This is a genomic window from Terriglobales bacterium (assembly GCA_035454605.1).
Lineage (GTDB): Bacteria > Acidobacteriota > Terriglobia > Terriglobales > Acidobacteriaceae > DATMAB01.
Genome location: DATIGQ010000122.1, coordinates 1 through 20,695 on the forward strand (window position 1 = coordinate 1; position 20,695 = coordinate 20,695).

18 protein-coding genes and 2 tRNA genes are annotated in these 20,695 nt (G+C 63.8%); 9 read left to right on the forward strand and 11 right to left on the reverse strand.

Annotation, left to right across the window (positions count from 1 at the left end):
• The 3 genes from VLE48_08520 to VLE48_08530 all read left to right on the forward strand — a co-directional run.
• A partial coding sequence (locus tag VLE48_08520) for an acyl-CoA dehydrogenase family protein (protein HSA93041.1) occupies positions 1-658 on the forward strand: 658 nt, incomplete at its 5' end.
• Positions 659-679: 21 nt separating this feature from the next.
• Positions 680-976: a PilZ domain-containing protein gene (locus tag VLE48_08525; GenBank protein ID HSA93042.1), complete on the forward strand. Its 297-nt coding sequence runs from the start codon at positions 680-682 to the stop codon at positions 974-976.
• Between the two features lie 125 nt (positions 977-1,101).
• Entirely contained in the window at positions 1,102-2,370 is a 1,269-nt protein-coding gene (locus VLE48_08530) for a peptidoglycan DD-metalloendopeptidase family protein (protein ID HSA93043.1), read from the forward strand.
• A 17-nt stretch (positions 2,371-2,387) separates the two neighbouring features.
• Here VLE48_08530 and VLE48_08535 read toward each other — a convergent pair whose 3' ends face one another.
• Together VLE48_08535 and VLE48_08540 are read right to left on the reverse strand one after the other, a co-directional pair.
• Complete coding sequence (locus VLE48_08535) at positions 2,388-2,987, reverse strand: hypothetical protein (GenBank protein HSA93044.1); 600 nt, start codon at positions 2,985-2,987, stop codon at positions 2,388-2,390.
• 4 nt (positions 2,988-2,991) lie between these two features.
• Positions 2,992-4,038, reverse strand: coding sequence for an alpha/beta fold hydrolase (locus tag VLE48_08540; protein HSA93045.1), 1,047 nt, complete (start codon positions 4,036-4,038; stop codon positions 2,992-2,994).
• 59 nt (positions 4,039-4,097) lie between these two features.
• Here VLE48_08540 and VLE48_08545 point away from each other — a divergent pair, with 59 nt between their 5' ends.
• Positions 4,098-4,325 carry an FmdB family zinc ribbon protein gene (locus VLE48_08545; GenBank protein HSA93046.1) on the forward strand — a complete coding sequence of 76 codons (228 nt, stop codon included), beginning with the start codon at positions 4,098-4,100 and terminating at the stop codon, positions 4,323-4,325.
• Positions 4,326-4,340: 15 nt separating this feature from the next.
• Here VLE48_08545 and VLE48_08550 read toward each other — a convergent pair whose 3' ends face one another.
• The 5 genes from VLE48_08550 to VLE48_08570 all read right to left on the reverse strand — a co-directional run bounded on the left by VLE48_08550 (position 4,341) and on the right by VLE48_08570 (position 9,527).
• On the reverse strand, positions 4,341-5,573 hold the full coding sequence (locus VLE48_08550) for a glycosyltransferase family 87 protein (protein ID HSA93047.1): 1,233 nt from the start codon (positions 5,571-5,573) through the stop codon (positions 4,341-4,343).
• 20 nt (positions 5,574-5,593) lie between these two features.
• Positions 5,594-7,150, reverse strand: coding sequence for an AsmA-like C-terminal region-containing protein (locus VLE48_08555; GenBank protein HSA93048.1), 1,557 nt, complete (start codon positions 7,148-7,150; stop codon positions 5,594-5,596).
• A 99-nt stretch (positions 7,151-7,249) separates the two neighbouring features.
• A tRNA-His gene (locus tag VLE48_08560) sits at positions 7,250-7,325 on the reverse strand.
• A 109-nt stretch (positions 7,326-7,434) separates the two neighbouring features.
• Complete coding sequence (locus VLE48_08565) at positions 7,435-8,703, reverse strand: nucleotide sugar dehydrogenase (protein ID HSA93049.1); 1,269 nt, start codon at positions 8,701-8,703, stop codon at positions 7,435-7,437.
• Between the two features lie 275 nt (positions 8,704-8,978).
• Positions 8,979-9,527 (reverse strand): 2'-5' RNA ligase family protein, encoded by a 549-nt coding sequence (locus tag VLE48_08570; protein HSA93050.1) that lies wholly within the window; start codon positions 9,525-9,527, stop codon positions 8,979-8,981.
• A 25-nt stretch (positions 9,528-9,552) separates the two neighbouring features.
• Here VLE48_08570 and VLE48_08575 point away from each other — a divergent pair, with 25 nt between their 5' ends.
• The 3 genes from VLE48_08575 (at position 9,553) to VLE48_08585 (ending at position 12,316) form a co-directional block, all read left to right on the forward strand.
• Complete coding sequence (locus VLE48_08575; protein ID HSA93051.1) at positions 9,553-10,125, forward strand: DUF4112 domain-containing protein; 573 nt, start codon at positions 9,553-9,555, stop codon at positions 10,123-10,125.
• Positions 10,126-10,181: 56 nt separating this feature from the next.
• Positions 10,182-10,258: transfer RNA gene (locus VLE48_08580), tRNA-Pro, on the forward strand.
• Between the two features lie 216 nt (positions 10,259-10,474).
• Positions 10,475-12,316, forward strand: a complete 1,842-nt coding sequence (locus VLE48_08585) for a glycoside hydrolase family 15 protein (GenBank protein HSA93052.1) — start codon at positions 10,475-10,477, stop codon at positions 12,314-12,316.
• Between the two features lie 433 nt (positions 12,317-12,749).
• Here VLE48_08585 and VLE48_08590 read toward each other — a convergent pair whose 3' ends face one another.
• Both VLE48_08590 and VLE48_08595 read right to left on the reverse strand, forming a co-directional pair.
• On the reverse strand, positions 12,750-15,068 hold the full coding sequence (locus VLE48_08590; protein HSA93053.1) for a protein kinase: 2,319 nt from the start codon (positions 15,066-15,068) through the stop codon (positions 12,750-12,752).
• A 425-nt stretch (positions 15,069-15,493) separates the two neighbouring features.
• Positions 15,494-16,267 (reverse strand): hypothetical protein, encoded by a 774-nt coding sequence (locus tag VLE48_08595; GenBank protein HSA93054.1) that lies wholly within the window; start codon positions 16,265-16,267, stop codon positions 15,494-15,496.
• 164 nt (positions 16,268-16,431) lie between these two features.
• Here VLE48_08595 and VLE48_08600 point away from each other — a divergent pair, with 164 nt between their 5' ends.
• Positions 16,432-16,905: a CBS domain-containing protein gene (locus tag VLE48_08600; GenBank protein HSA93055.1), complete on the forward strand. Its 474-nt coding sequence runs from the start codon at positions 16,432-16,434 to the stop codon at positions 16,903-16,905.
• Positions 16,906-16,988: 83 nt separating this feature from the next.
• Here VLE48_08600 and VLE48_08605 read toward each other — a convergent pair whose 3' ends face one another.
• Positions 16,989-18,302 (reverse strand): serine/threonine-protein kinase, encoded by a 1,314-nt coding sequence (locus VLE48_08605; protein ID HSA93056.1) that lies wholly within the window; start codon positions 18,300-18,302, stop codon positions 16,989-16,991.
• 215 nt (positions 18,303-18,517) lie between these two features.
• The gene (locus VLE48_08610; protein ID HSA93057.1) at positions 18,518-19,060 is read right to left on the reverse strand and encodes a hypothetical protein; all 543 of its coding nucleotides are present in this window, start codon (positions 19,058-19,060) and stop codon (positions 18,518-18,520) included.
• Positions 19,061-19,247: 187 nt separating this feature from the next.
• Here VLE48_08610 and VLE48_08615 point away from each other — a divergent pair.
• A partial coding sequence (locus VLE48_08615) for a hypothetical protein (GenBank protein ID HSA93058.1) occupies positions 19,248-20,695 on the forward strand: 1,448 nt, incomplete at its 3' end.

Consider the following 20,695-nt stretch of genomic DNA (forward strand, 5'->3'; position numbering starts at 1 on the left):
GGCCGGCCTGTTCCTGGTGTTCGCGACCGTCGACCCGGCGGCCGGCCATCGCGGCATCACCTGCTTCCTGGTCGAGCGCGCGGCGCCCGGCTTCTCGATCGGGCGCCACGAGGACAAGCTCGGGATCCGCGCCTCGAGCACCTGCGAGCTGATCCTCGACGGCTGCACCGTTCCGGGCGACAACGTGCTCGGACCGATCGGCTTGGGCTATAAGGTCGCGATCGAGACGCTGAACGAAGGCCGCATCGGCATCGGCGCGCAGATGGTGGGCGTGGCCCGCGGCGCCTGGGAATACGCCGTGAAGTACGCCCAGGAGCGCCAGCAATTCGGCAAGGCCATCGCCGAATTCCAGGGCCTGCAGTTCCAGCTCGCGCAGATGGCTACCGACATCGAGGCGGCGCGCCTGATGGTCTACAACGCCGCCCGCATGAAGGATGCCGGCATGAGCTTCGTCAAGGAAGCCGCCATGACCAAGCTGTTCGCTTCCCAGGTCGCGGAGCGGGTAACTTCGATGGCGGTCGAGATCTATGGCGGCTACGGCTTCACCAAGGACTACCCGGTAGAGAAGTACTGGCGGGACTCGAAGATCGGCAAGATCTACGAAGGCACGTCGAACATGCAGCTACAGACCATCGCCAAGATGGTGCTGGGAAAATGAACCGCCGTCGGGAGGCAGATCCTGGGCGATAAAGAGCGCCGGCGTTTTGAGCGGCACACCATTCCCGGAGACGCGTATGCGGTCGATGAAAGCGGCCGCGAACTGGGGAAGGTTGTGATGGCGGGCGGCGGTGGCATGGCGTTCGAGCTGGCGGCCGGCCTCGCGGTCGCGGATTTTCCCACCGGGCGCAGACTGCGCATCACCGTGGTCGAGCCGCAGACCCATACCAGCCACACGCTGGAAGTACACGTCGTCTACCAGGATGGTCGCGAGGTAGGCGTCGAGTTCATCGGCGCCAGGAGCCCGTTCGCAACCTAGCTCCGGGCGCTTCGTCCCACATGAAATGAGCGACCCATACAAGGCACTTGGGCGATCCTCTGGGCCTGCGTTATCCTGAGCGGCCTGCTAAGGAAAGACCAACGACCGGAAGAGCCGGAGGAGTGTTGCGCCGACGATTTTTCTCGCTTGTCCTGCCACTGGCCTTGCTGGGCTCGGGAGCGCTGACCTACAGCTTCCGCGAGCTGGAGCGCGTTGACGAACAGTTCGCCCGCGAAGTGCGCCTGGCACAGGAGCAGGCCGTGCGGATGCAGGCGCATCTGGTCCTGTTCCGCGAACTGGCCGTTCCCCGCGGCGGTACGTTCGCGGAAACGCTGGCCGATGCCGGGTTGGAGCGCGCCACCGTGGCCGGCATCGTGGCCGCCGCCAGCCAGGTCTATGACCTGCGGCGGGTGCGCGCCGGGAGCGCGCTGGGGGTCGGAGAATCGGTCGAGGGCGATGTGCGCGCCGTGCGCTACCGCATCGACCCGGAGCACGAGCTGCGCGTGTTGCGCGCGGGCGACGACTTCCGCGCCCAGGTGGATGAGATTCCCTTTCTCACCGAAGTCACCACGGTCACGGGCGTGATTCAGGATTCTTTGTTCAATGCCGTCCTCGATGCCGGAGAGCGGCCGGAGCTGGCCCTCGAGCTGGCCGACATCTTCGGCTGGGACCTCGATTTTTACACCGATCCCCAGCCGGGTGACACCTTCAGCGTGGTCATTGAGCGAAAGACGGCTCGCGGCGAGTGGCGCTACGGCAAGATCCTGGCGGCGGAATACAACAACACCGGCAATCCTTACCAGGCGTTGCTGTTCCGCGATCCCGCCGGGCAGCCGGCCTACTACGCGCCCGACGGCAAGTCGCTGAAGAAGGCTTTCCTTCGGTCACCCCTGAAGTTCGCGGCCCCGGTGACCTCACGCTTCAGCCGCAGCCGTTTCCATCCCATTCTCAAGCGCTATCGACCACATCTGGGAACGGACTACGGAGCGCCGCGCGGCACTCCCGTACAAGCCATCGGCGAAGGGCGCGTGGTCGCGGCAGGATGGATGGGAGGAGGCGGCAATGGCGTCCGCTTGCATCACCCCAACGGTTACGAAACCATGTACCTGCATCTCTCGCGCATCCTGGTGCGCCGCGGCGCCGTCGTGCACCAGGGCCAGGTGATCGGCCTGGTGGGCGCCACTGGCCTTGCCACCGGCCCGCACCTGGACTTCCGCATTACGCAGCACGGCCAGTACCGCAACTTCGAAGCACTGCGACTGCCGCCGGCCGAACCGGTCGCGAAGAGCGATTGGGAAGAGTTCGTCGCTCTCCGGGATAAGTTCCTGCCCCGGTTACCGGACCGCAACACTGTTCTGGCGCGCGCCGAGTCGACCTCGAATACCACCGACTGATCGCAAATCCGCTCGCGCTACCCGCCCGCCAACTCCCTGCGCTGCATGGCCGAGAGTTGCAGGAGCGCGTTTTCGATGACTTTCAGCGCGATGCCCCAGCGCCGCCGGGCGTCGCTCTCATCGTCGCCATATCCGTAGAGATAGAAAGTAATGCAGAAGCCCTCCCGCGGCGGCTCACCCGGCTGCTCGCCGTGATAGTAACAACGGCGCACGATGAACTCTGCCGCCGACGGTATTTCGGGCACGCGGTGCAGCAGCCGCGAGGCGCGGTCGGCAAAGTCCTCATGGGCCTCGAAAACGAACCGCGGCGCGGGGTCGGCAAAAATCAGGTCAATGTAGGAGCCGAACTTCCAACCCACGCCGTAGATGGCTTCCTCTTCGCTGAGCTCATTGCTCAGCCAGGTGTCGCACTTGGCGGTCTCCAGGATCGAGTTGGGGGAATTGATGGAGGCCAGGAACTCACCCAGTTCACGATGGTGGTGCGCTTCATCGATATTCAGCAGCAGTTCGGGCTGGCGCTTCAGGTCGTAGTAGCGCACCCGTCCGTCGGCAGACGCCCAGGGAACCTCCAGGACATCGTCCTCGCGTCCCAGTTCGACGGAAGCATCGGCTTGCACGGGTTTATGGTTGCACTTTTTCCGGGAAATTGACAGGGGATGATGCCGACGAAAACTGCGCGCTCAGGAACTCCACCACAGTCTGCTCCGCCCAGCGGCCGTCGTAATCCCCCGCCGGCGCCAGGAACGCACAGTGTCCGCCACGCCGCGTTTCCAGGAAGGTGATGTTGGGATTGGCCCGGATGTGCACGCGGGTCAGCGGCAGCAAGGGGATGAACGGATCGTCATCGGAATGAACGATCAGCGTAGGCCGGGCGATGCGGTCTACCACGCGGGAGGCGGAAGAACGCTCGTAGTAGTCGTCAGCGTCACGGAAGCCACTGTAGCGCGCTGTTACCTGGTCGTCGAACTCGCGCACGCTGCGCATCCAGCGGAGGCTCTCCCGCGCATAGCGGCCCGGGAACAGGCGCACCTTCAGACGGATGCGCCGCTCCAGTCCCCGGAGGAAATTCCACTCGTAGAGCCGGTTCTCGGGCAGATGAATGGCGTCGGCCGCCGCAGCCAGGTCCATGGACGGAGATACGGCAGCGAACGCGAGCACCTCCGGAGGAGCGCCGTCTCCCCACTCGCCCGCGAGCTTCGTCACCAGGTTGCCGCCCATGGAGAATCCGACCAGCGCGAGGCGCAGCAGGCCCTCGGCAATCAGCGCCCGTGCGACGGCGCCCATGTCGCCCGAGAGCCCGGAGTGGTAGAGCGTGGGCGTCAGCCGCTCGGAACCGCCGCAGTTGCGCTGGTTCATTCGCACCACGTTCATGCCCGCGGCCCACGCCTTGGCCGCCGTGCCCAGAACGTACTGCGAGTCGCTCGATCCCTCCAGGCCGTGCACCAGCACCACGGTCAGGGCCGCATGCCGGTCCGCCTGCCAGTGGCAATGGCATAAGACCTCCGAGCCCTCCTCCACTTTGAACCGCCGCTCCTCAGGAGGCGGCAGCCGGTATCGTCGCGGCAAGAAGGTCGCCGCGATGGTCTGCCGGTGCGGCCCCGCAAGGCCAAGTCGTGGATGAAAGGGGTGGCTGGGAGCGAAGGCGGGGGGCATCGTCTGGGGTTTCATTCTACCGGCGCGTTGCGAACCGCGCGCCGCCAATGCTATGTTCTTGCTGAGGTCTGATCGTGCCCATCTTCGAGTACGTGTGCAAGCAATGCCGCCAGCGCTTCGAAGCCGTGGTGTATGGTGCGCAGAAGCCGGAGTGCCCGTCCTGCCACAGCGTAGGCCTGGAGCAGCAACTCTCCGTGTTCTCCGTGGGAGCGAGCAAGACGCACGCCCGTTCCCGTCCCGCCGCTGCTCCCTGCGGCACTTGTGGCGACCCCCGCGGGCCGGGCTCGTGCGCGATGGATTGACCCCGCAGTCCGGCTCTAGCTGCTGATTGCGGCCCGCTTGTGCTCTTCCACCACCAGCTGAGCTACCACCCACGCCATCGCCGCGAACGCCACCACGGAGAGCTGTACGTGCGTCACCTGGGTCACCACGCCCAGCAAAGGCAGCGCATACGAAAGATAGAGCAACACCCGCATCGCTGGAGACCAGCGGTGCGCTGGATTCGCCAGCGCCCAATTCCCCGGTAGGAGCATCGCGGGCGCCAGGATCACCAGGTCGTACACGGTCAGGTGTGGAGCCACCAGCACCGTAGCCAGGAGAAGCCCGGAGTAACGTAACGGCATCGGGGATTTCGTCCTCCAGAACCATACCGTTCCCGTCAGGACCACCCCCGCGGTGGCAAGGTAGAGCCAGAGAGCCGGGCCGTCCCAAGGCACCAGCAGGCTCCAGAACGCCCGCAGCGAGTGCATCTGATAGAGCTTGGGCTCGAGCACGGAGGACATCTCGCCCAGCCTCCATAGCGTCCGCCAGTACTGCTCCATCACGCTCGATCCCCAAGCAGCCCAGCCCGACGCCAGTTGCGCCGCCGCTCCCGCCACCGCACCCAGCACCACCTTCCATTGGCCAGTGACGACAAATACGACCGCCGCAGCCAGACCGAGTTGCGGTTTGTAGATCAGCATGCCGATGGCCAGTCCGGCCAGCAGCGGGCGCTTCGCCTCCAGCGCCAGGTAGGCCAGCGTGAAGCAGGCCAGCGCCAGGGCCGAGGTTTGTCCGTGGGCGATCAGGTTGAAGAACGCGGGTGAGGCAAACACCAGCAAGAGGACAGTTCCGCGGTGTCGCCCGAGCTCCGGGCAGCGTCGCCATACGACGTGGCAGCACGCACCATAAAGGGCGGCGCTAATGGCCATCCACAGCACGGCGGCGGCGGGATAGGGCAGGCGCGCCAGCGGAGCGAACAGCAGCGCCATCTGCGGTCCATGCACCGGCTGGAAGAAGAAGCCCTTGGAATCCGGCACCAACCGCTCCGACTCAGCCTTCTGCGCGTAGGCGTCGTAGAGGTCGGCGGCGCGGCCCTGGTTGGCCAGCGATCCCAGCGTATAGAAGTGCAGGAAGTCAGCGCCCTTGACGATGCCCGAGCGATCGCGCATCCCCGGCGTCCACAAGCTGATACCGTAGACCAGCCACAGGCACAGCCCCAGCAGCGCCGCGTGCCTGCGCACGCGACGCTCGGTGAGCCACGCCGCCATCCGCTCCAGGGGCCGGGTCATCGGAGGCGACATTGTAGCCGCTAGTCCGCTCGCCTCAACGCCTTCCCGACATCGACGCCGAATTGCGGCTCTTTCGCCGTCCCGCTGACCTGGATCGGCAACAGGGTGCCGGCACCTTTGCGGGCAAACCACGGATCGATCGCTTTGAGCATGAACGACTTTACGCCCGTGGTGGTCTCGGACAACTTCGCCTCCAGGGCGAGCGTTCCACGAAGATCCAAGGTACCAGGCAGCAGGTCATAGTGCCCTTGAAGACGGACCGTCGCACCCGGTACTTTGAAAGTGAGCCGCGAAAGCGACAGCCTTCCGTTCCTCAACTGAAAGCGGCCCGCCAGGTCCGAGGCGACCTCCGAGCCCTCCGTTTCAGTCTTGCCCCGGCCGCGTGCGCTCAACGTTCCCAGTTTCTTCCGAACGCTCAGCTTGGTGAAGCGGGCGCTGGCGAGGTGAAAATCGCCACGCAAATCAAGGCGCTGTGCGATTCTTTCGTTTCCCGGCGGCAGTAGGAACGTCGTCTGGAGGCGCACCGGACCGGTCATGGGAGGGGCAGTGTCCTTCACCGCCAGGCGCAACAGGTCTTCGATCCTCCCTTCGGGCACGTTGACATCCAACGCGACCACACGCCCCTTCGGGTCCACCGTTCGTGCCACCCCTCCACGGGCGATGATGGTGGAGTTCCCGAGGCGTGCCTCTACCGGATCCAGGAACGTGTCACCGCTTGTGCCGTCCACCACCGCGCTGAAACGGGTGTGCAACGGAATGGGATTGCCGGCAATGTCGACGCTGAAATCGGGGGTGTCCGTCTCGCCCTCCACTGCCAAGCGTCCGAGAATGCCTTCGAACGTCCCGCGAGAGGAAAGAATCCCGCCGATGCCACGGATGGTGTTGAGGTCGGCGTCGCGGAAACTATAGTCGCCGGAGACCGGAGTCAGGCTCGGCTCCTCTGCCACCCAGGGGCCGAAGTGGCCGGTTGCATCGATTTCGCCCAGCGGCTTCGGGTTGGTGAGGCTGGCGCGGAAAGACATCGCACGGTCGGATCCGGAGGACCGCAGCACCAGGTGGTGAATATCGAACACGACGGGTAGTCTTCCCTCTCGCTTCGGCAGAATGATCAGTTGCGCATCGTCGGAAACGATTTCCCCCACCACGATCCGGTAGGCCGCGAGCTTCCTTCCGAGGGAGCTTCGGGTCGACGGGACGGGTGGTGGTACGGTAATTTTCAGCCCCTCCACCTGGACTCGGTTGACGTGTGGCGGCTTCCTCAGCAGCCCCCATAGGCTGGTTTCGACAGTAAACGCTCTCACGTGGAAGAGGGGAGGCACGTCTCTACGCTCAGGACTTCGCAGGGTGAGCTCTTGGCCGGCGATTCGGAGAAACAGGAGGCCGGAGATCTCGAGCTGTCGAATCTCGACTTCGCCTTCGAACCGTTCTTGCACCATCGCCACCACGCGCTGCTTCGCAAACGGCATGACCCAATGCCTGCGAAGCGCCGAGCCGGCCAGGATGATGGCCACCAGGCCGAGACCGGCGACGACTGCAATCGCAAAGCGCCTGCCGCGCGTGCCGCCGACAGTTGTCACTCCGGCCTCCCCGGAAGGCTTCGTGACTGGGTTACTCAGCGCGTGTTCAAGGCTGGACCCGGCCTTGGGAAGTTGGATGCGGGTTCGAAGGACGTCACTTGGGGTGGGTGATGGGGCTTGAACCCACAACGTCCGGAGCCACAGTCCGGTGCTCTACCAATTGAGCTACACCCACCGCAACCACTCAATTATAGCAAGCGTGATTGGGGACAGTTTCGGCGGAAAAGGCCAAGCGGACGGCCCGGCAGCCGTCCGCTTGTTGTTCAGGAGGAGAGAGACAGAAGCTAGGAGCGGCCCACGCCGACGTATTCGAAGCCCATGGCGCGCAGTCGCGTCGCGTCGAGCAGGTTCTTGGTGTCCACGATGAGCGGCCGCTTCAGCGTGCGCTTGATGCGGTCGAAATCGAGGTCGCGGAACTCCGGCCAGCCGGTCCCAACCACCAGGGCGTCGGAACCTTCGGCGGCGGCGTACGGCGTCTCACAGTACTTCACCGTGCCGTTCAGTTCCTGGCGCGCTTCAGACATGGCTACCGGATCGTAGGCGCGAACGTGCGCGCCCCGCGCGGTCAGCCGCCGCGCCAACTGCACGGCCGAGGACTGGGCCACAGAGTTGGTATGCGGCTTGAATGCCAGGCCGAGGATGCCCACTTCCTTGCCCGGGACGCTGTGCAGCAGCGTCGTGATCTTGTCCGCCATGCGGTCGGAGATGGTGGCGTTCACCTCGCGGGCGGCCGCCAGCACCTTCAGAGCCTGGCCGTGGCGCACCGCGAGCTGCGCCAGCGAATCCATCTGCGTCTCCACGAAGGGGCCGCCGAACGCCGTGCCCGGCTGCAGGCAGCGGGGCGCGATCTTGCGATCCAAACCCAGGGCCAGGGCAAGGTCGACCGCGTCGGCCTGCACGCCTTCGCACAGCGATGCAATCTCGTTGATGAAGGCGACCTTGGTGGCCAGGTACGCGGTCGCAGCTTCGCGCACCAACTCGGCGGTCGACGGACTGGTAACGATCACCGGCACGCCGCGCATGATCAGCGGGCGGTAGATCTGCTTGAGCGTGAACACGGCTTCGTTCGACCCGGTACCCAGTACGATGCGGTCCGGCCAGTTGAAGTCCTCCACGGCGCAACCGTCCGTGAGGAACATGGGTTGAGCAACGACCTGCAGGTCTTGCTTGGTTTCCTGCAGCCGTTGCTCAATACGCACGGCCGTGCCCACCGGCACGGGCGTGGCAATCACCACGACGGAACGGGGACGGGCGTTGGCGGAGATTTCCTCCGCCGCTTCGTCGATCTGCCGGCTTGAGTCCGGAGCCAGGTAGAAGACGTCCGCCCGGCTGGTGAAGTGCGCCAGCTCGGTGGTATAGGTGAGCCGACCCACGCGCACGTTGCGGCGAACCATGTCCGTCAGGTTTTTCTCGCAGAAGGGCAACTGGCCCTGCTGCAGACGGGCGATGCGGATCTCGTCGCGGTCGTAGCAGGTGACTGGAAGCCCAAAGTCGGCCAGGCAGGCCGAGACCACCGTGCCCAGATAGCCGGTGCCGTACACTCCGATATGCATTGCAGGATCCTTTCGGGGCCCGTGTGCGCATTCGCCCACCAGCCTCTGTTAACTAAGGGGAGGAGGCTTGCTTTTCCCCGACTGGCGGCCCGCAGGCCGCCTGTGCTCCTACCTGTGTACGCTGGGTGCCATCCCGCAACAAGATGAGGAAAGGCCATGGACCAATGGGGAGAAGCCGGCTCGCCGGGTAGCGGCGGTTTCGCAGGTCGCTAGCTGACTGAAAACACAAGCGTTAGGCAGGGGCACCGAAAACGCCGCTGCCCAACTCGACCCGCTTAGCGCGGACGCGTGAGTTGCCTGCCCAGGTGCACCGGGGCCAGATCGACCCAGCGGTTGTGCGGACCTTCACGCACAAACGTCAGCTCGTCCAGGCGGATGGTGCGGGGGCCGCGATAGCGGCTCCAGCGCTCACGGGAGAGCGCCTCCGCGGCCTGCGCCTCGGCGTCCGCGGCCAGTTTGACGACGGTCAGGTGCGGACGGTAGGCCCACGGCTCCAGGAACTCCAGGCTGCCCCGATTCAGGTGGTCGTGCAGGCGCCGCATCTGCTCGGCTCCCTCCTTCACCTGGATGTGCACCGTGGGAGTGATGGGGACGAAGGTGTCCACGTCGCCCAGGACGATATCGAAGGGCTGAAACGTGGAACACAGTTCCTCCAGCGTTCCCAGGGCGGCGGCTTCACTGCCGGTGATGAGACGGGGCGGCAGGATGCTGACGTGGGCGGGAGAATGGCTGTGTTCGGGGTAGACCTCGCGGCGCAGCTCTTCGACGAAACGTCCGACGGAGTTCCGTACGTAAGCCACCACCGCATAATGCAGCGGCTGCATACCGGAGAACGATTATAAGCCCGCAATGGAGGCGCGGGAAGGCAGCATCTTGGCCGGCATCGTGGCCGCGGTGCGCTATGCTGGCGGCATGACCATCCGCGCCGAGCCGGAGATCATTCCGCCCGGGGCCGAGCCGCGCCGCTCGCGCACTCTCGAGGACGAGCAGCTCGACTTTCTCGCGGCCCTGATGGACGACCTGTTCCGTATTCCGGGAACAGAGATCCGCTTCGGGCTCGACCCTTTGGTGGGCCTGCTGCCCGGCCTCGGCGACATGCTCACCGGCCTGGTCTCGGCGCTGCTGCTGCACGCTGCCTGGGAGCGCGGGCTGCCTGGGGTAGCCATCGCCCGCATGATGTCCAATGTGGCCATCGACTCCGTGCTGGGCAGCGTTCCGCTGCTGGGCGACATCTTCGACGTCGCCTGGAAGTCCAACCGGCGGAACTTCGCGCTCCTGCAGAAATACGGCGGCGCCCAGCGGCGCCGACAGACGCTGCGAGACACCTTGTTCCTCATCGGCCTGCTGGCGGCAGTGTTGGCGCTGGCCGCGCTGCCGTTGGTACTGCTGGTGCTGCTGGTGAGGTGGGTGCGGGGTGGGTAGCTTGGCCGCGAACTCGGCGGGCGCCGCTGAAACAGCTTGGGCTACAATCGAATCGTCGGGGCGTAGCGCAGCCTGGTAGCGCACCTGCCTTGGGCGCAGGGGGTCGGAGGTTCAAATCCTCTCGCCCCGACCATGGTTGAAGTCCGCCAAGGCCGCAGGTCGCTGGTACCGATGGTGCTGTCAGCTGTTATCTAATTCCGGATGCATCGAGAAACACTTCGGCAAAATCAAACGCGGCCCGCGCTAGGAAATGAACATCTGTTCGGCGTGGCTGGGCCTAGAAGCCGGTGGACCTCGGCTCGCGCCACGTATAGTCGAAACAACTGCGGCATGGGGCGAAAGGAGAACGATGACGTACCAACCAATCGAGAACTACGGGATCATCGGCGACATGCACACCGTGGCCCTAGTGGGCATGAACGGTTCGATTGACTGGCTCTGTTTTCCTCATTTTGACTCACCGAGCGTTTTTGCTGCCATTCTGGACGACAGGAAGGGAGGGCGGTTCCGCATCGCGCCGACTGAGAAAGATGTAACCAACAAGCAGCTTTACTGGCCGGGCACCAACATCTTGCTGACTCGATTTTTCTCACCCGACGGCGTCGGCGAAATCACTGACTACATGCCTGTGGAGTTTCCGATTGAGTACAAGGACAAGGGACGCCATCATCTGATCCGGCGGGTGAGCGTAGTGCGGGGGTCGTTCCGATTCCAGTTGGAATGCAGTCCGGCTTTTAACTATGCCCGGGACCGGCACACTTTGGAAGTCAGCGACGAAGGGGCCTGCTTCACGTCGCCCTCACTCCGGCTGAGCCTGACCACCGATGTGCCGCTGCAGCGGGACAACGAAGGTGTTACCGCCGAGTTCGTTCTGGAGGAAGGGCAGACTGCCATTTTCGTGTTGCAGGAGATTCCGGCGGGAGCTGCCTGCGGCCTGACACTGTCCGAAAGTGAAGCCACCGACCTATTTCGCCGCACTGTGGACTTCTGGCGCAGTTGGCTCGCCCGCTGCCAGTATCGCGGCCGATGGCGCGAAATGGTGGAGCGTTCGGCACTTGCACTGAAGCTCCTCACCTTCGAGCCCACAGGCGCGATCGTGGCCGCGCCTACTTGCAGCCTGCCCGAAGCCGTGGGAGGCGAGCGCAACTGGGACTATCGCTACACCTGGATTCGCGACGCCGCCTTCACGCTGTACGCTTTTCTACGCATCGGCTTCACTCAGGAGGCCGCGCGCTTCATGCAGTGGCTCGAAGCAAGGCTGGGTGAACTGGAGCCCGACGGATCCTTGCAGATTATGTATGGAATTGATGGTCGCCACACCCTTACCGAAGAGACCCTCAGCCACCTCGAGGGCTATAGGGGCTCTGCGCCAGTGCGCATCGGCAACGGCGCCCACGGACAGCTACAACTCGACATCTACGGCGAACTCATGGACGCTGTCTATCTCTTCAACAAGTATGGCGATCCTATCGCCTACGATCTGTGGTCGCATACCCGCCGCATGCTGAACTGGGTCGTCGACAACTGGCAGCGGAAGGATGAAGGAGTGTGGGAGGTCCGCGGAGGTGCGCAGCACTTCGTCTATTCCAAGCTAATGTGCTGGGTGGCCCTCGACCGCGGCCTGCGCCTGGCGGAAAAGCGCTCCTTCCCTGCCGACCGCGACCGCTGGCTGGAAGCCCGTGACCGGCTCTACGCCGACATTCTGTTGAAGGGCTGGAGCTCGCAACGCAATGCCTTCGTTCAAGCCTACGGTAGTGATTCTCTCGATGCCTCGGCATTGCTGATGCCACTAGTATTTTTCATGGCTCCCACCGATCCGCGGATGCTCAAGACGCTGGATGCAATCTGCCGATCACCGGCGAGGCGCGGGCTAGTTTCCAACAGTCTCGTCTATCGCTACAACGTTAAGGAAACGCTTGACGGCCTCAAAGGTGATGAGGGCACTTTCAACATCTGCACCTTCTGGCTGGTCGAGGCTTTGACGCGTGCCGGCCGTACCGACCGCAGCCGCCTCGATGAGGCCCGGCTCATCTTCGAGAAAATGCTGGGCTACGCAAACCATCTGGGCCTGTATGCGGAAGAGACCGGACCGTACGGAGAAGCGCTGGGGAATTTTCCGCAGGCTTTCACACACCTGGCCTTGATCAGTGCCGCTTTCAATCTCGACCGGGCCCTGGGTGTCGGAAAGTAGGACTGCCTTGACCCGACCTGTCCCCATTCTTGATTCTTCAGCCAGGCTGCGGGCGGCTGCCGTTTTACTCGAGGCCGAGGATGCCCTGGTCCCAGATGGAGGCGCGATTACATGTCCAAGCCGATCACGCGTCCCTCCGGCCCGACAATCTGCGCCGCGATGTCCACCTGGTGAACCGCCTGAAGACTCTGGGCCGCTTTGTTGTCCTGCCTTCCGAGGTCACCATCTCCGCGCGTCGTTATTTGGCTCAGGGCATCCTACGCACTAGTTTTATTATCTACGCCGACAGCACCAGGTGAACCTAAAGCGTGCCGAAAAGGGCGCTCGGACTCGATTTCGCACCGAGCAGCCTCGGCACACGTAGGCAAGGGCAAGCCTTCGGCCACCAGAGTTTTAAAATCGTCTGCTAGGGCCGACCATTCCCGCTTTTTTGTCAGTCCATACCTGCGGAGTCGTCGAATGGAACGCCATCCGGACTGATTCCCCAAACTCGATCAACTTCACGGAGGATATCTCGGTAGCGGGAATCGCTCCGAAGCGATCCGAGAACGTCAGGAAACAGGTGTCGGATGAACAGAGTCGGCCAATAGTTCCAGTGCTTCTCCCGCTCAAAGGCCTCGAATGCCTCTTCCTTTTCCCCCAAGGCCGCATGGATTGCGCCAACCGACGCATGCTCGTTGGCTTCAGCAAGCTGCGCCAACAAGGTTCGGGCCTGGTCGTTCTTTCCACCGGCAGCATAGGCAAGCGCCAAGGCGTTCTGTGCACCCAAGCCAGCCCACGAAACTGAGAGATCTCGCAGGATCGGTTCCGTTTCCGCGAATCGTCCCAAATGCCAAAGGGCCAGCGCCTCGTAGAACGCGCCAGTCGAAAAGCCCGGCTGGATAGAGCGCGTGCGCTGAGCCTCCTGCAGGGCTTCCTGAAAATAGCCGCTTGCCAAGTAGGCCAGGGACAAATTGCTGACAGCCTCCGGCGAGAGGGGATCAAACTCCACTCCCTGCCTTGCGTGATCCAGCGAGCGCTTCGCCGCCCCAAGGAGAAGATATTGCCAGGCGAGCCAGCTATGGGCATTTGCGTAGCCCGGCCGAATCTCAACCGCTCGCTTAAGCGCCTGTATGGCTGCCGGACCCTGCTTGCGAAATTCGTGCAACAGCGCCAGTGAACCGTGAGCTTCGGCTAGATCCGCATCGAGCTCCATAGCGCGGCGGATAGAAGCTTCCGCCTTACCAAGAAGATTCCCTGGAGGTTCTAGACGATAGAGCACAAGTACCCCGATGGCCTCGGCAAGACCGCTCCAGGCGAGAGCGTAGTTTGCGTCCTGCTCCAAAGCGCGTTCAAAGTATCCCATCGCGCGGCGCATCCGTTCCGGTGAGCGGCCTTCGAGCAGTCCACGCCCCTGTGCACAGAGCCGAAAGGCCTCGAGGTTGGACGTGCCCCGTTTGGTGAGGGAGGATCCGGCGCCTACCCTCAGTGTTGTCGTGAGCCGGGAGGCTATGCTGCGGGCGATGTCGTCCTGGATCTCGAAGACGTCCAGCATTTCTCGGTCGTAACGCTCAGACCAGATGTGATAGCCGGTGGCCACGTCCACCAGCTGCGCCGTAATCCTTAGCCGTGCTCCGGACCGCCGGACGCTTCCCTCCAGTACGGTGTTCACTCCAAGCTTCTTGCCAATGTTCCGCAAATCCTCATTCTGTCCCTTGAACGAGAAAGCCGAGGTGCGGGCAGCGACCTTGAGTTCGGGTAGGCGGGCTAGAGCGTTGATGATCTCTTCAGAAATGCCGTCTGCGAAAAACTCATCGCCCTGCTCAAGGCTCAGGCTGGCGAAGGGGAGCACCGCTATGGAAGCGTCAACGGGTGTTCGCCGGCCCGGATCAGAGTTGCCACCAGTTGCGCCCGCGGCCGGCCCAGATTCGTCACGCAAGTGCAGGAGGTCTGCATGGAGTTCTCGCGCGGATTGCACCCGGTCACGGGGCGCTTTCGCCAGGCAGCGCGCGACCACCCGATCGAAACCCGGCGGAAGGTCCGGCCGCACTTCGGAAACGTCCGCTGGTGTGGTACCGAGGATCGATGATAGTAGTGCCGCAGAGGAGGAACCTGAAAAGGGGCGCTTGCCAGTAGCCATTTCGTAAAGGATGATCCCCAACGAGAAGATGTCGGTTCGATGGTCCACGGGCGCCGCTGAGACCTGTTCCGGCGACATGTAAGGCAACGTTCCCAAGATGACACGGTCGCCGGTAAGTACGTCGGTTGCGGTAGCCTGATCGGCGTCCGCCTCCTCGAGGTCCATGAACTTGGCCAGCCCGAAGTCGAGGACCTTGATGCGCCCATCTCCGGTGCGCATGATATTGGAGGGCTTGAGGTCCCGATGGATCAAGCCTCGGTCGTGGGCGGCGGCCACCGCGTCCATCAGTGACTCCGCAATCTGGAAGAGTTCGCCGACGGGCAAGCCTCCTTCCGGAATCATCCGGTCAAGGCTCTGTCCTTCCACCAGTTCCATGGTCAGGAAGGGAGTGCCGTCCTGTTTCTCGACCGAGTAGATGGTTACGATGTTGGGGTGGTTCAACGCCGCCAGAGCTCTGGCCTCACGCCTAAGACGCTGCAGACGCTCGGGGCCGTGGATATCGCCTTCGGGCAGTACCTTGATCGCAATCCTTCTGCTTAGTTCCGAATCCCAGCCCTCATAGACCCTTCCCATGCCTCCACGCCCGAGGCTTCGCTTGATGGCATAACGTCCAATACGGAGAGGCACTGCCACGAGCTCAAGTCTAATACAGACGAATCGGCCGATCTTATTCCAGAGCTCCTGTGGTCTGCGTGGGTTACGGCCTCTTGGAGTAGCGTGGTCAGGAGGTTGAAGTTGGCTGCCAGCCCCCAACTCCGCGTTCGGGTGCTACATTACAAGGGATCGGGACAGGATACGGTACGAGATCGGCGGCTGAGCGTGGAGCTGAGCAACGCCGATGAGAACAAAGGACGACGGTTCACGGCCGGGCGAGGGGGGAGCGCCCGTAGCCGGTCGCAAGGGGCGTCAGGCGCCGTTGCGCACCGCCGCCTACTTTTGCGGGCGAGCGCTCTTGAATCGCAAGATTACCCGGGACGCGCGGCGCTGCGCGCTCTGTGCATGTGCACCGACCTCGCGGTCCACTCGTTCGTCGAACCAACCGGACGGCTAACTGACACTCACGCTACTGCCACCGGCTGCCGCCGCGCAAGCATGCGCAGAATCCAGTATCCCGCCAGCGGCGCGATCAGGTGCTTCAGCGTGTGCCCGCTGACCACGTGGCCTAGACGGAAGATGAAACCATCCGACACTTCCAAGAGCTTGGCCACGACGTAGATTCCTACCGCTGCAAGCAGGTCGGCGCCATGGGTGTAGCGCGGCGGGAAGAGCGCCATGATCAGTGGCACGACCAGCAAAGTGTAGAACTGCACCATGACGTAGAGCCGCAGGTCGCCCTCACCCCGCAACTCACCGGCATACCACTGCAGCACGCTGAACAACCCCACCGCCATCAGTACCGGCAGGGCGATCAACCCGGCGCTCAGGTCTATACGCTCAGCGATAATCGCCGCCAGCACGCCCATGAATCCCACCGCCATAGGCAGGCGATCCCACACCAGTGGGGCGTTGGCGGGCGCGGAATGGTAGTAGGCCGAACCGAAGCAGGTCAGAGCGATGCCGAGGTAGAAGGCTGTCCAGGGCCATCGCTCCTGGGGAGCGACGAAATGGTCTCGGCTTTCCTTCTCCAGAGTGAATCTCAGCCCCGCGACTCCGACCAGGAGGAAGGGGAGGTTCGAAACCACGTTTAGGAAGTTGGGCACACCCAGCCAGCCGCGCGTGTCGGCAAAGCGGTGGTACGCCGGATCCTGCGGAATGCGCGGCAGCAGGAACAGGCCGGCACCCACTGCCAGCGTGGTGCCAAGCAAGATCGAGATGCGGGCGCGGAACGACATCGCAGCAGCAGAGCGTTGGGGAGGCCGAATTCTAGCACGGCGGCTGTGGCTCCCTCGCAGTGCGGGAGATGTCTCCGCGTCACTCTCCGGAGTGACCGTAGTCACTGCGACGCACCGTCGAGGGGAGTGGGATGAACGCAGGCGAGCCTGGAAGGAGAGTGTCTATGCTCATCCAGCAACTGATGATCCCCAAGCCGTTCTACTGCCTGCCTACCGACACCGCCAAAGACGCCGCCAAGCTGATGCTCAAGCATGATGTGGGCTTTCTGCCGATCATCGAAAGGATCGCGGAGCCCCGGCTGCTGGGCGCCATCACGGACCGCGACCTGTGCCTGCGTGTGCTGGCCAAGGGCCTGGATCCCAACCGCGCTACCATGGAAAACTTCATGACCCGCAAGCTCATCCGCTGCCACCCCGAGGACACCGTGGACAAGGCCATGGAACTAATGGCCCAGAACCGCGTGCGCCGCATCCCGGTGGTGGACAAGAAGGAGTGGCTGCTGGGCGTGGTCTCCATGGACGACGTGGTCTGCCACGCCGAGTTCCCCGACCAGCGCACCCGGCAAACCCTGGCGCGCATCTACGGCATCAAGCTGCGAGCTCCCAAGCCGCGCAAGCTGCTCAAGCGCGCCGCGTAAGAATCTCAAGACGCATCAGACCCTGGGCCGGCCACGCGCCGGCCCGTTTGCTCTCAGGGCCGAAGGCTGATTCGCGATGGTTTTCAGGAACGGGGAACCGGACGTCCGCGCAGGCGGGCTTCCAGCTTGGCCTCGACGCGCCGAGCCGGTATCAAGAAGAGGGCACGCAGTGCCAGCGCCATGGCAGCCAGCAGCAGCAGCATGAAATCCCACTGGCCGGATTGCAGATCCACCGCGATGAGACTGTGCGCCAGCCCCAGCGGCGGCATGGCCACGTTCTGCAGCAGTGCTAGGAACCAGGTGTCCGCGATGACCTCGGGACGCACCAAGCCGCCGCTGACGAAGAAGTACGCAACGAAGGCCAGCGGCCACAACAGCAATCCTGCCGAGAGCGCGATGCGCAACCCGCGGACCGCTCGGTACAACGGCCGGACGGCGGCCTCAGCGCGGGGCGCCACCGGCGGCGCCATCGGCACGTACGCAGGCTGGCTGGCCTTCTGCGCCACCATCTCCAGCGCCGGCCGGATGGCCGATGCGGTCAGCTTGTCGGCGCTCAGCGAGGCTTGGATGTTCTTCAGCTTGTTTCTTACCTCTTTTGCCGTCGGCCGGCACGTACGGTCCTTCTGCAGACAATGCCGTATCAGCCGCTCGAGCTCCGGCGGAAAATCCGGGTTGAGCTTAAGGATCGGCGGCGCTTCCTGGCTGAGGATGCGGGCCAGTGTGGACTGCGGCGTGGGACCGGAGAATGGAATACGCCCGGTCGCCATCTCGTAGAGCACCACGCCGAAGGAGAAGATGTCGGTGCGCGAATCGATCTCGATGGCCAGCGCCTGCTCCGGCGACATGTGGCTCACCGTGCCCAACAATGTTCCACCCGTAGTCTCGAACGAGGAGCGGTGCTCGCTGGGCTCGCCGACAGGGTCCAGGTCGCGCAGTTTGGCCAGCCCGAAATCCAGGATCTTCACCTGGCCGCGCGGCGTGATCATGATGTTCTCCGCCTTCATGTCGCGATGAATCACGCCGTGTTCGTGCGCCGTGACCAGGCCTTCGGCCACTTGCACGGCGATCTCCAGCAACTGCCCCACCTCCAGCGGATGGCCGTCCATCAGCTTCTTCAGGGTGCGGCCTTCCACGTACTCCATCACGATGTAGCGCGTGCGGCCTTCCACGCCGAACTGGTGGATGGTCATGATGGAGGGATGCTGCAGGCGGGAAGCGGCGCGGGCCTCGCGCAGGAAGCGGGCTTCGCCGGTCGGGTCCGGCTCGTCCGGCGCCAGCAAGGTCTTGATGGCGACCGGCCGGTCCAGGTTCACATCGTGGGCGCGGTACACCACACCCATGCCGCCACCACCGATGCGGTCCTCAATGCGATAACCGCCGAAGGTTGAGCCGATCATGCTCCCTTCACAGCTTCGGGAAGCAACCACAGAGCCCGGGGGAGTTGTAAGCAGAACTCACCGTCCGGCGGACGGAGAGCCGTGGCCACCCGAATACACCCGTCTACCTGCAAACCTAGGTCGCAAACAGGTCGGTGTCAAGGCCAAAAGCCCTGGCATAGCACTTTGGTGCTATGTCGCAGATTCAGTTCAATTTGTGGCCGATTTCGGGACCACTATCCTGCCTGGTTCTTTTTCGGGACAGAAGGCGTCGTGGGCTCGGTCATGGGCTCGCCTTCGGGTTCGAACGACTTGAATTCCACTGCGCGAAACTTGCCTGACGGCTTGCCGTTGGCATCGGTGGTGAATTTCGTCAGGGTGCCTCTCAGAAGAAAGTAGCCCTCGTCGGAGCGCTTCTTGTTCGCGGCCTTGGTAACTTTGCCCTCAAACTCGAACCAGATGCCGTGCACCTTGCGCGTAGTGAACTTCAGCTTGTCGCCATCGAGCGACGCCTTGTCGAACAACTGATCGAGAAAGGTCTTGGGGCCGCCCGGCTCCTCATTGAAGCGCGAAACGTAGCCGGTCACCTTGTCTTCCTGGATGTTGAGTTGCAGATACTCCCCGTCCTCGAGGAAGGAATAGGCGCCGGATATGTCCTCGGCAGGTGCGGCAGGCACAGCTGCGGCCTGCGAGTTCTGCGTGCCTTTCGGCTGCGGGGCCTCTTGCCCAAACGACAGCGCTGCTGCGACCAACAAAGCCAGAATCAATCGGAATCTCATGGAGAGTCACCGGGCTCCAATGTCATTAGACCATGGTTTGGCTGATTCAGGCTGACACAGCTTCGCTGACCGCCTGTTGCGAAACGCGTTTCCCGTCCCAGCGAAGCTGTTTTTGGGCCCCACGGGGCCGGGTGAGGCTCGGTATAATCCTCGGTATTCGGCGTCGTATCGCCGATTTCCGCAGTCCATGCAGAAGGGCCCAGCTACGATCATCGAACAGGGCACGCTTCCGGTCGCTCCATCTTCCCTGCCCGCACCCACGCTCCTGGTGGAATTGGAGCCCTGGAGCAAGGTTTTTTGGCGCAACCTCAGGGACATGCTGCTCCCCCGGCGCGAAGCGCCGCTTCGGCTCACTTCCCGGCCCGCCTTGTTCTGGCCGGATGTTTTCGTCTCGACCCGGCCGCCGTATCGCAGCCTGCGGCAGTCGTTCCTCTACCACTTGTTCGTCATCACAGCCATATTGTCCTTTCCAAAGCTGTGGAGCATGCGACCCCAGCCGCCGCCAGCCACCGGCAATCGGACGCTAACCTACTATGAGGTTTCGGAGTATCTGCCTTCGCTCTCCACCGGCAGCGCCCGCGCCAAGGTGGCGCGCAAGGGACGTCCAAAATACGCGCGCCAGCCCCTCATCTCCATCCCGTCCATGCCGGACAATTCCACCCAGACCATCGTGAATCCGGCCGCGCCCAAGCTGCTTCGCGAGGACGCGAAGATTCCCAACGTCGTCGTGTGGACTCCGGTGCCTTCCGCGGCGCCCATCGCAGCCACTGCGCGCCCGACCTCGCAATTGACGCTCCCTTGGCTGGCGCCGACCGTAGTAGCGCCGGCGCCTGAGGTGCGCCGCCGGGACGCGGCGGCGTTGCCCAAGATGCCCGCGCCGGCGGTGATCGGTGCGCCACTATCCCCGGAAGCTTTGCGGCGCAAGGTCGGAGAACTGAACATTGCTCCCTCCGATTCCGCCCTACCCATTCCCTCTCTGCCGGTCCCTGAACAGCGCGCCTCCAGCGGCGAAACCGAGGGCGGGAATGCTCCGCCACCCTCCACACAAGGGATGGGCGGCGGAGGCCGCGCCGCCGGTCAGTTCATCGCCCTGGGCCTCACGCCCTCCACCGTGGGGGGACCGGTGGAGATACCTCCGGGCAGCCGCCGCGGCATCTTCGCCGCCACGCCAGAAGGCAGCCCGGATAATCCCGGCACGCCGGAGATCGCCGGCGGGGGCAGCGGCCCCGGTGGTACCGGCACCGGTGAGGCCGGCGGCCCGGGAAGTGGCACGGGCGCCAATCCCTCCGGCGTGTTCATCGGCGGCGGACCGGCGGTAACCGGGCCGGTCGCCGTGGTGGCCGGCGATAGCAGCCGGACCGGAAATGCCGGTGGCGACCCGGGCAGTGGAGGCTCCGGCAAGGCGCGCGGCGACAACGGCACCGGCGATCGTCTGCTGGCAGCGGCGCGTGTCCCCGCGCTGCCGCCCAATGTGGTGCGGGAAACGGCGCCACCCACCAATACCAGGCGACCGGCAGCGGGCAGCGTGGAAAGTTCCGTGTTCGGGCCCAAGCGCTTCTACTCCATGACCATCAACATGCCCAACCTGACCTCGGCAGGAGGAAGCTGGATCATCCGCTTCGCGGAGTTGAACGA

What these genes read in the sequence shown, in the direction of transcription:
- VLE48_08540 (HSA93045.1), bottom strand. Translation starts at nt 4,038, where the DNA reads ATGAAACCCCAGACGATGCCCCCCGCCTTCGCTCCCAGCCACCCCTTT.
- VLE48_08600 (HSA93055.1), top strand. Translation starts at nt 16,432, where the DNA reads ATGCTCATCCAGCAACTGATGATCCCCAAGCCGTTCTACTGCCTGCCT.
- VLE48_08605 (HSA93056.1), bottom strand. Translation starts at nt 18,302, where the DNA reads ATGATCGGCTCAACCTTCGGCGGTTATCGCATTGAGGACCGCATCGGT.
- VLE48_08570 (HSA93050.1), bottom strand. Translation starts at nt 9,527, where the DNA reads ATGCAGCCGCTGCATTATGCGGTGGTGGCTTACGTACGGAACTCCGTC.
- VLE48_08610 (HSA93057.1), bottom strand. Translation starts at nt 19,060, where the DNA reads ATGAGATTCCGATTGATTCTGGCTTTGTTGGTCGCAGCAGCGCTGTCG.
- VLE48_08585 (HSA93052.1), top strand. Translation starts at nt 10,475, where the DNA reads ATGACGTACCAACCAATCGAGAACTACGGGATCATCGGCGACATGCAC.
- VLE48_08575 (HSA93051.1), top strand. Translation starts at nt 9,553, where the DNA reads ATGGAGGCGCGGGAAGGCAGCATCTTGGCCGGCATCGTGGCCGCGGTG.
- VLE48_08550 (HSA93047.1), bottom strand. Translation starts at nt 5,573, where the DNA reads ATGACCCGGCCCCTGGAGCGGATGGCGGCGTGGCTCACCGAGCGTCGC.
- VLE48_08595 (HSA93054.1), bottom strand. Translation starts at nt 16,267, where the DNA reads ATGTCGTTCCGCGCCCGCATCTCGATCTTGCTTGGCACCACGCTGGCA.
- VLE48_08565 (HSA93049.1), bottom strand. Translation starts at nt 8,703, where the DNA reads ATGCATATCGGAGTGTACGGCACCGGCTATCTGGGCACGGTGGTCTCG.